Source organism: Vibrio sp. 10N.222.55.C6, from assembly GCF_041473395.1.
GTDB lineage: Bacteria > Pseudomonadota > Gammaproteobacteria > Enterobacterales > Vibrionaceae > Vibrio > Vibrio crassostreae_C.
The window spans coordinates 1-435 of the sequence record NZ_JBFRSD010000179.1 but is presented as its reverse complement, the minus strand read 5'-3'; the positions used below and the strand labels follow the sequence as shown (position 1 = coordinate 435).

The 435-nt window shown below is 31.3% G+C and carries 1 protein-coding gene; it reads right to left on the bottom strand.

Annotated elements, in window-relative coordinates; all coding sequences use genetic code 11:
- A partial coding sequence (locus tag AB4486_RS23125) for a hypothetical protein (protein WP_372118856.1) occupies positions 1–236 on the bottom strand: 236 nt, incomplete at its 3' end.
- Positions 237–435 lie beyond the last annotated feature (199 nt).

Genomic DNA, 435 nt, shown 5'->3' with positions numbered 1-435 from the left:
TCTTCATGTTGAACCCTACGGCTGCAATACTTCTCGGCCAATAATGTTACGCTATAGTTTGCAAAAACAAATGAGCCATAAGTCAGCACCAATACAGCAATTATTTCAAGAACATCGTTGAATCCACCATTAAACAAGTTCTTACATAAGAAGTAGTAAAGGAAGACACTAAGACTAATGAAAGTAATTGTTGTCACCAATAGTGACCATTCTAATTTTGATAAGTTTTTGTTCATTACAATTAAACCATAAATAGAAATATGATGGGTAAAACAAGTAATCGGCTTATTAATTTAAATGGTCGATACCAATAAAATGGAAGACGATGTGTAATGCTAGTCGATTTATAGTTGAGACGATAAAGTTCATCAACAAAAATCTGTAATAATTTTTTAACCACGGATAAGCCTAATTTATTATTTTAGTGTGTAGATT